This is a genomic window from Pseudonocardia sp. (genome assembly GCF_025965585.1).
In the GTDB taxonomy this organism is placed as follows: domain Bacteria; phylum Actinomycetota; class Actinomycetes; order Mycobacteriales; family Pseudonocardiaceae; genus Pseudonocardia.
The window spans coordinates 1-7,955 of sequence record NZ_JAOPWR010000423.1 but is presented as its reverse complement, the minus strand read 5'-3'; the positions used below and the strand labels follow the sequence as shown (position 1 = coordinate 7,955).

Sequence of the window (7,955 nt, the reverse complement as noted above, 5' to 3'; positions counted from 1 at the left end):
CCCCGGGCAGCCGCAGCGTCTGACCTCCGACCCGGACGCGGCCGGACGCCTCGCCGGCGACGACGAGACCGCCCGCCGCCGGGGCGACGGCGGAACCGTCATGCATGGGCGCGGCGGGTGCGGCCAGCTCCCACATCGCGGTCACCGCGGGGGTACCGGACACGGGGGCCCCGGCGGACCGATGACGACCCGGCCCGGGCAGCACAGCCGCGAGGGCGTGCGCGGCCGCCTCGGCGGGCCCGGCACCACGGACCAGCGCGTGCTGCATCAGCTCGAGGCGCGCCAGGTCGTCCGGCGAGTAGCGGCGGTGCCTGCCCGGGGCGTGGTCGGTGGGGCCGATGCCGTAGCGGCGGTCCCAGGTGCGGAGCGTCGCCGGGGCGATGCCCAGCCTGCGCGCGGCCGCGGCGACGCTGAGCCGCGGCTCCTGCACGCGGGCCGGATCGGTGGCGGGCGGCCCGGGCGGAGGCGGGCCGGGCGGGACCGCGCTCGGGTCGGGCTGCATCGTCCCATCGTGCGGGGCGGAACCACCGTGGGCAACCTGGCGCGCCCACGCCGCAAGTGTTTCACGACTCGTTCCTTGAACAAGGTTTGGCGCGGTTCTATGGTGGGGTAACCCGCCGACGTACAAGACGGAGGCGAACAAGGGTGGGGTGATGATCGTGGCGGACACTCGGAGACTTCCGGTCCCGGTCACGGATATCTACGACTGGCAGATGCAGGGCGCGTGCCGAGGTATGGACAGCGCCTTCTTCTTCCACCCCGAGGGAGAGCGGGGGCCCGCGAGAGCCAGCCGCGAGGCGAAGGCGAAGCACGTGTGCAACGGCTGCGCCGTGCTGGAGCAGTGCCGCAGGCACGCGCTCTCGGCGCACGAGCCCTACGGTGTCTGGGGCGGGCTCTCGGAGTCGGAGCGCGACGACATCATCCGCGACCGCGACCGCACGCTGCGGGTGCAGGGACGTCCCACGATGGTCCCGCGGATCTGACGCTCCCCACGGACCCGGGTCCTGAGCGGAGGACACCGCGCCGGACCCGTGAACACCGAAGGCGGGCCGACCCGTCAGGGCGGCCCGCCTTCGCCGTGCGGTACTGATGTGTCAGTGGCCGTGCCCGTGGCCGTGGCCACCGGCGGGGGCCGGCGGGGCGTCCTCCGGCTTGTCGACGACCGCGCTCTCGGTGGTGAGCACCATGCGCGCGATCGACGCGGCGTTGACCACCGCGGACCGGGTGACCTTGACGGGGTCGATGACACCGTCGGCGACGAGGTCGCCGTAGGTCAGGGTGGCGGCGTTGAACCCGCTGCCCCACTCCATCTCCGACACCTTGCCGACCACGACCGCGCCCTCGAGACCGCCGTTGGCGGCGATCCAGAACAGCGGCGCGGACAGTGCCTTGCGGACGACCGACACGCCGGTGGCCTCGTCGCCGGAGAGGCCGAGGCCGTCCTCCAGCGCCTTGGCCGCCTGCACGAGTGCCGAACCGCCGCCGGGCACGATGCCCTCCTCGACCGCGGCGCGGGTGGCCGCCACCGCGTCCTCGATGCGGTGCTTGCGCTCCTTGAGCGCGGTCTCGGTGGCGGCACCGACCTTGATGACCGCGACGCCGCCGGACAGCTTCGCCAGCCGCTCCTGCAGCTTCTCGCGGTCCCAGTCGGAGTCGGCCTCCTCGATCTCGCGGCGCAGCTGCGCGACGCGGGCCTCGATGGCCTCCTTGGAGCCGCCGCCCTCGACGAGGGTGGTGGCGTCCTTGGTGACCACGGCACGGCGGACCGAGCCCAGCAGGTCCAGCCCGGCCTCGGACAGCTTGAGCCCGACCTCCGGGTTGATGACCGTGCCGCCGGTGGCGATGGCGAGGTCGTCCATGAACGCCTTGCGGCGGTCGCCGAAGAACGGCGACTTGACCGCGGCGACCCGGATGGTCTTGCGGATCGAGTTGACCACCAGGGTGGACAGGGCCTCGCCCTCGAGGTCCTCGGCGATGATCAGCAGCGGCCTGCCGTCGGCGAGCACCTTCTCCAGCAGCGGCAGCAGATCGGCGATGGCGCCGATCTTGTCGCGGTGCAGCAGGACGTAGGCGTTCTCGAGCACCGCCTCCATCGACTCCGCGTCGGTCACGAAGTACGGGGAGAGGTAGCCCTTGTCGAACTGCAGGCCCTCGGTGATCTCCAGGTCGGTGGAGAGCGTCGAACCCTCCTCGATCGTGATCACGCCGTCCTTGCCGACGGCCTTGAGGGCCTCGCTGATCAGGTTGCCGATCTCCTCCTCGCGGGAGGCGATCGTGCCGACCTGGGCGATGTGCTCCTTGTCGTTGACCGGGATGGCCTTCTCCTTGAGCACCTCCGCCACCTTGTCCGCGGCCTTGGAGATGCCGATGCCCAGTGCCATCGGGTTGGCACCTGCGGCGACGTTGCGCAGCCCGGCGGCCACCATGGCCTGCGCCAGCACCGTGGCGGTGGTGGTGCCGTCGCCCGCGACGTCGTTGGTCTTCGTGGCGACGGTCTTGGCGAGCTGGGCGCCGAGGTTCTCGAAGGGGTCCTCGAGGTCGATCTCACGCGCGATGGTGACGCCGTCGTTGGTGACGGTCGGCCCACCGAACTTCTTGTCCAACACGACGTGGCGGCCGCGCGGGCCGAGGGTCACCTTGACCGCGTCGGCCAGCTGGTTCACCCCGCGCTCCAGTGCGCGACGAGTCTCCTCGTCGAAGCTGATCTGCTTCGGCATCTGTGCCTCTCTCAGGGGTACGAACAGACATGCCGCCGCCCCGGGGCCCGTTTGGTCGACGGACCACCGGGGCGGCGGCTACTACAGCTGGGGTGAGTCAGTTGACGATCGCGAGGACGTCGCGCGCGGAGAGGATGAGGTACTCCTCGCCGTTGTACTTCACCTCGGTGCCGCCGTACTTCGAGTAGATGACGACATCGCCGACCGAGACGTCCATCGGGACGCGGTTGCCCTTGTCATCGAAGCGACCCGGGCCCACGGCCAGGACCTTGCCCTCCTGGGGCTTCTCCTTGGCGGTGTCCGGGATGACGATGCCGGACGCGGTGGTGGTCTCCGCCTCGCTCGCCTGGACAACGATCTTGTCCTCGAGCGGCTTGAGGTTCGCCACTTGATGACCTCCCCTTCCTGGGGTACGTGCGCTGCTCTGACGTGTTCTTGGGGTTGCACAGCCCTCGGGCGCACCGTCGTCGCGGGTGCCGGAGCGTCCGGTCCGGGCCATGCGTCTGGCACTCTACCCACGAGAGTGCCAACTCCTCAACGGCGCCCCGCACCTTTCCTGACGAGCCCGGACGCAGGACGGGACGGTCCGCGGTTCTCCCGGACGCGCCTCGAAGCCGTGTTCCGCCCGAAAGCGGGACCGACCCTGCGGAGCGCCCGGGGAACCGGCACCCGACGGCGTGGTGCCGCGGCCGCGGCTCGCCACCGACCACCCTCCGACGCGTGGGACGGCCACCCCGGCTCGTGGGTAGTGGCGCAGGCCATACGCCGCGCCCCCAGCCCGCGGAGGAAGGTGCAGGGATGGACCTGCTCGAGGGCGCGCTGATCCTCCTCGCCGGCGCGGCCGCCGGGACCATCAACGCGGCGGTCGGCTCGGGATCGCTCATCACGTTCCCCACGCTGCTGGCGTTCGGGATCCCGCCGGTGACCGCGAACATCTCCAACAACATCGGGCTCGTCCCCGGTGGCTTGGCGAGCGTGTGGGGCTACCGCCGCGAGCTCGCCGATCAGCGGCGCCGGCTGCTGGTGCTCGGGTCGATGTCGGTGCTCGGCGGCGTCATCGGCGCGGTGCTGCTGCTCGCCGCGCCGGCGTCGGCGTTCCGGGCGGTCGTGCCGGTGCTGATCGGGATCGCGATCGTGCTGGTGGCCGCGCAGCCGTTGATCCAGCGGGCGCTGACCCGCCGACGCGAGCGGCGCGGACGGGCCACCGGGCCCGACGCGCGGCCCGCCACGATGCTCGCGACGGCCCTGACCGGCATCTACGGCGGCTACTTCGGGGGCGCCCAGGGCATCCTGCTCGTCGGGGCGCTCGGGGTGCTGATGTCGGAGTCGCTGCAGCGCCTCAACGCGCTGAAGAACGGGCTCACCACCGCCGTCAACACCGTGGCCGCCGTGACGTTCCTGGTGATCGCGGCGAGCCAGGTGGACTGGCGCGTCGTGGGGCTGATCGCGGTCGGGTCGACCGCGGGCGGCCTGCTGGGGGCCCGGATCGGGCGCAAACTCCCCCAGCCCGTCCTGCGCGGCGTCATCGTCGTCGTGGGACTCGTCGCGATCGTGAACCTGCTCCGCCCCGCGTAGGTCGGGTCCCGCGCGTAGGTTTGGTTCATGGCGAAGATCGGCGACCTCGACGTCTCACGGCTCTGCCTGGGCGCCAACGTGTTCGGCTGGACCGCGGACCGCGACACCTCGTTCGCGATCCTCGACGGCTACGCCGCCGCGGGCGGGAACTTCCTCGACACCGCCGACTCCTACATGTGGCGGGCGCCCGGCAACTCCGGCGGCGAGTCCGAGACGATCATCGGCGAGTGGATGGCGTCCCGCGGCAACCGCGACGACGTGGTCGTCGCCACGAAGGTGGGCTCGCTGCCCACCCGTCCGGGCCTGTCGGCAGCGAACATCGCCGCGGCCTGCGAGGACTCGCTGCGCCGGCTGCGCACCGACCGGATCGACCTGTACTGGGCCCACAAGGACGACCCCGAGACCGGGCAGGACGAGACCGCCGAGGCATTCGACGCCCTGGTGCGCGCGGGCAAGGTGCGCGAGCTCGGTGCGTCGAACTTCTCGGCCGGGCGGCTGAGCTCGGCGCTGGAGGTCTCCGCGAAGGCCGGCCTCGCGTCGTACGTCGCGCTGCAGCCGCACTACAACCTCATGGAACGCAGCGAGTTCGAGAACACACTCGCGCCGCTGCTCGCGGAGACGGGCATCGCCTGCGTGCCGTACTACGGCCTGGCGAAGGGCTTCCTCACCGGCAAGTACCGCACGGGCGCTGCCGCCGATGTCGAGAGCGTGCGGGCCGAGGGCGCCCGCGCCTACCTGGACGAGCGCGGCGAGCGGGTGCTGGCGGTGCTGGACCGCATCTCCGCCGACCGGGGCGCTCCGCTCGGCGCCGTGGCGCTGGCCTGGCTCGCCGAGCAGCCGACGGTGGCCTCGCCCATCGCGAGCGCGCGCACGTCCGAGCAGCTCGACGGGCTGCTGCCGGTGCTCGGGCTCGAGCTGACCTCGGACGAGCTGGCGGCGCTGACGGCCGCGAGCGGCTGAGACGGACGGCGGCAGCACCCGGCCGAACATGCCGCGATCACGGCGCTGATGTCGCCCGTGGATCCATGAACGACATCGGGGCCTTGATCGGCGGCCGGAGCCAGGTCAGTCGACCAGCACCTCGGTGACCGGCATCGAGGAGTTCGCCGGGAGGTCCAGCGAGGACGGGGTCGCCCCGCCGGCCAGCAGGTGCGCACCCAGGGCGGCCACCATCGCGCCGTTGTCGGTACACAGCCCCGGACGCGGGACGCGCAACACGATGCCCGCGGCCTCGCAGCGCTCCTGCGCCAGCGCGCGGAGCCGGGAGTTGGCCGCGACCCCACCGCCGAGCAGCAGCGTCTCCATCCCCCGCTCGCGGGCCGCGCGCACGGCCTTGGCGGTGAGGACGTCGACCACGGCCTCCTGGAAGCTCGCGGCGACGTCGGCCACCGGCACCGGGGTGCCCGCCCGCTCCAGCGCCTCGACGTGCCGCGCGACGGCCGTCTTGAGCCCGGAGAAGGAGAAGTCGAAGCGGGCGTCGCGGGGGCCGGTGAGCCCGCGCGGGAACGCGACCGCCTTCGGGTCTCCCTCGCGGGCCACCCGGTCGACGTGTGGGCCACCCGGGAACGGCAGCCCCAACAGCCGCGCGACCTTGTCGAACGCCTCGCCCGCGGCGTCGTCGATCGTGGCGCCGAGCGGCGTGACGGGGCCGGCGAGGTCGGGCACGTCGAGCAGGCTGGAGTGCCCGCCCGAGACCAGCAGCGCCAGGCACGGGGGCAGCGGGCCGTGCTGCAGGGTGTCGACGGCGACGTGCGCGGCCAGGTGGTTGACGCCGTAGAGCGGCACGTCCCAGGCGGCGGCGTAGGCCTTGGCCGCGGCCACGCCTACGAGCAGCGCACCGGTCAGCCCGGGGCCGGCGGTGACGGCGACCGCGTCCACGTCGCGGGCGGTGACGCCGGCCGTGCCGAGCGCACGGTGCACCGCCGGGACCATCGCCTGCAGGTGCGCCCGGGACGCCACCTCGGGTACGACCCCGCCGAACCGCGCGTGCTCCTCGACGCTGGACGCGACCTCGTTGGCCAGCAGCTCGGAGGTCGCACCGTCGGTGCGGACGATCCCGACGCCCGTCTCGTCGCAGGAGGTCTCGATACCGAGGACGATCACTCGCCTGATCCGTTCACTGGGCGTGCCTGCGCATGGTGTGGGCGTCGGCGCCGCTGGGGCGGTAGTAGCGCTTGCGCAGGCCCACCACGCTGAACCCCTCCGACTCGTAGAGCGCCCGCGCCGCGGCGTTGTCGGTGCGGACCTCCAGGAACACGGTGGCGTGCGCGTCGTCCGCCACCGCCAGCAGCCCGAGGAGCAGCGCCCGGCCGATGCCGCGCTGCTGGTAGACGGGGTCGACGCCGATGGTGTGCACCTCGGCCTCCGCGTGCGGCGGGGAGGCGACGATCGCGAGACCTGCGTAGCCGACGAGCTTTCCGTCCTCGCGCGCGGCGAGGTAATGGTGGCCGTAGCGGAGCTCGTCACGGAACGCCTGGGCGCTCCACGGGTCGTCGCCGGGGAACAGGATGCGCTCCAGCTCGGCGCAGCGGGGTGCGTCGGCCACGATGAGGGCGTCGATCGAGGCCGTGGGGATCACGCCGTCACCTGCTTACGCGCCCCGGGCTCGACGGCGTCGGGCCGGCGCAGGTAGAGCGGCTCCAGCGGGCCCGGCTCGACGCCGGCGCGCAGCGCGTCCGCCGCCACCGCGACCAGCCCGGCGGGCGTGGGCGACTCCGGGCCGACGGCGGGCAGGTCCACGGCGGCCGTCATGCCCCCGGCCACCGCGACCGCGTCCGCGTCCGCGACGGTGTCCCCGAGGACGGAGGGCGCGTCCACGTGCGGGCCCTCCGTGCGGCGGCCCGCGGCGTCGTAGGCCGCCCAGTACACCTCGCGGCGGCGGGCGTCGGTGACGACGAGCAGCGGCTCGCCGGTTGCGGCGTCGGCGGCGATCGCGTCGAGCGTGCATACGCCGTGGACGGGGATGCCCAGCGCGTCACCGAGCGCGGCGGCGGTGACCATGCCGACCCGCAGCCCGGTGAACGGGCCGGGACCGGTGCCGGTGACGACGGCGTCGACGTCGCGCAGGGCCACCCCGGCATCGGCGCACGCGGCGAGGACCCCGGGCATGAGCAACTCCGCGTGCTTGCGGGCGTCGTGCGCGACCCGCACCGAGCGCGGGACGACGGCGGTGGCGGTCAGCTCGACGACGCCGGCGGTGACCGCGGGCGTCGCGGTGTCCAGGGCCAGCACGAGCATGCCCACGAGCCTATCCGCCTGTGGACAACTCGCCTCCGACACCGGTCGCCCGCCCGTTCCTGTCGGGGCGGCGACCGATCGTGTCGTCATGACGAACCGGAAGAAGTACCCGCAGATCGAGCTCTCCGACGCCGTCGCCCCGGTCCGGGAGCGCCACCGCACCCCGGTCGAGGCAGGGCTGTTCGGCGACGACGGCGACACTCTGGACGGGTACGGCTCGGTCGGGCTGCTCGACAGATGCCGCCCGCTACCAGCCCGCGATCAGCTCCGGCAGGTCGGAGAGGCGCTGGATCACTCCGTCGGGATGCACGTCCACCGGCACCTGCTGCACGGCGGGGATGTCGGAGTGCGGCACGAGCACCGCCCGCATGCCCGCGCCCTTGGCGCCGCTGATGTCGTCGTAGGGACGGTCGCCCACGTACACGC

The 7,955-nt window shown here is 73.2% G+C and carries 10 protein-coding genes; 3 read left to right on the top strand and 7 right to left on the bottom strand.

Annotated elements, in window-relative coordinates:
• Positions 1-502 (bottom strand): MerR family transcriptional regulator (locus JWR81_RS25985; protein WP_297658540.1); only part of this gene is annotated, 502 nt, incomplete at its 3' end.
• Positions 503-659: 157 nt separating this feature from the next.
• Between JWR81_RS25985 and JWR81_RS25980 the strand changes: the two genes are divergently transcribed.
• Positions 660-983, top strand: coding sequence for a WhiB family transcriptional regulator (locus JWR81_RS25980; protein ID WP_297658546.1), 324 nt, complete (start codon positions 660-662; stop codon positions 981-983).
• Positions 984-1,094: 111 nt separating this feature from the next.
• Here the strand turns inward: JWR81_RS25980 and groL are convergent, their stop codons facing one another.
• Both groL and groES read right to left on the bottom strand, forming a co-directional pair.
• A complete protein-coding gene (gene groL / locus JWR81_RS25975; RefSeq protein WP_297658538.1) occupies positions 1,095-2,717 on the bottom strand; it encodes a chaperonin GroEL in 1,623 nt (540 codons plus the stop codon).
• Positions 2,718-2,814: 97 nt separating this feature from the next.
• Positions 2,815-3,105 (bottom strand): co-chaperone GroES, encoded by a 291-nt coding sequence (groES, locus tag JWR81_RS25970; protein ID WP_297658536.1) that lies wholly within the window; start codon positions 3,103-3,105, stop codon positions 2,815-2,817.
• A gap of 410 nt (positions 3,106-3,515) precedes the next feature.
• Between groES and JWR81_RS25965 the strand changes: the two genes are divergently transcribed.
• Both JWR81_RS25965 and JWR81_RS25960 read left to right on the top strand, forming a co-directional pair.
• Positions 3,516-4,292 (top strand): sulfite exporter TauE/SafE family protein, encoded by a 777-nt coding sequence (locus tag JWR81_RS25965; protein WP_297658534.1) that lies wholly within the window; start codon positions 3,516-3,518, stop codon positions 4,290-4,292.
• A 27-nt stretch (positions 4,293-4,319) separates the two neighbouring features.
• On the top strand, positions 4,320-5,252 hold the full coding sequence (locus JWR81_RS25960) for an aldo/keto reductase (protein ID WP_297658532.1): 933 nt from the start codon (positions 4,320-4,322) through the stop codon (positions 5,250-5,252).
• 105 nt (positions 5,253-5,357) lie between these two features.
• Here the strand turns inward: JWR81_RS25960 and tsaD are convergent, their stop codons facing one another.
• From tsaD to JWR81_RS25940, 4 genes are all read right to left on the bottom strand, one after another.
• On the bottom strand, positions 5,358-6,404 hold the full coding sequence (tsaD, locus tag JWR81_RS25955) for a tRNA (adenosine(37)-N6)-threonylcarbamoyltransferase complex transferase subunit TsaD (protein ID WP_297658544.1): 1,047 nt from the start codon (positions 6,402-6,404) through the stop codon (positions 5,358-5,360).
• Positions 6,405-6,408: 4 nt separating this feature from the next.
• Positions 6,409-6,870 carry a ribosomal protein S18-alanine N-acetyltransferase gene (gene rimI / locus JWR81_RS25950; RefSeq protein WP_297658530.1) on the bottom strand — a complete coding sequence of 154 codons (462 nt, stop codon included), beginning with the start codon at positions 6,868-6,870 and terminating at the stop codon, positions 6,409-6,411.
• Positions 6,867-7,529, bottom strand: coding sequence for a tRNA (adenosine(37)-N6)-threonylcarbamoyltransferase complex dimerization subunit type 1 TsaB (tsaB, locus tag JWR81_RS25945; protein ID WP_297658528.1), 663 nt, complete (start codon positions 7,527-7,529; stop codon positions 6,867-6,869). Before tsaB ends, rimI begins: the two co-directional genes overlap by 4 nt.
• Before the next feature lie 247 nt (positions 7,530-7,776).
• Positions 7,777-7,947 carry an HAD hydrolase-like protein gene (locus JWR81_RS25940; RefSeq protein ID WP_297658542.1) on the bottom strand — a complete coding sequence of 57 codons (171 nt, stop codon included), beginning with the start codon at positions 7,945-7,947 and terminating at the stop codon, positions 7,777-7,779.
• Between the last annotated feature and the right edge of the window lie 8 nt (positions 7,948-7,955).

Bases quoted from the DNA above. Each gene is read 5' to 3' on its own strand.
- groL (WP_297658538.1), bottom strand. From the start codon at position 2,717: ATGCCGAAGCAGATCAGCTTCGACGAGGAGACTCGTCGCGCACTGGAG.
- JWR81_RS25965 (WP_297658534.1), top strand. From the start codon at position 3,516: ATGGACCTGCTCGAGGGCGCGCTGATCCTCCTCGCCGGCGCGGCCGCC.
- JWR81_RS25960 (WP_297658532.1), top strand. From the start codon at position 4,320: ATGGCGAAGATCGGCGACCTCGACGTCTCACGGCTCTGCCTGGGCGCC.
- tsaB (WP_297658528.1), bottom strand. From the start codon at position 7,529: ATGCTCGTGCTGGCCCTGGACACCGCGACGCCCGCGGTCACCGCCGGC.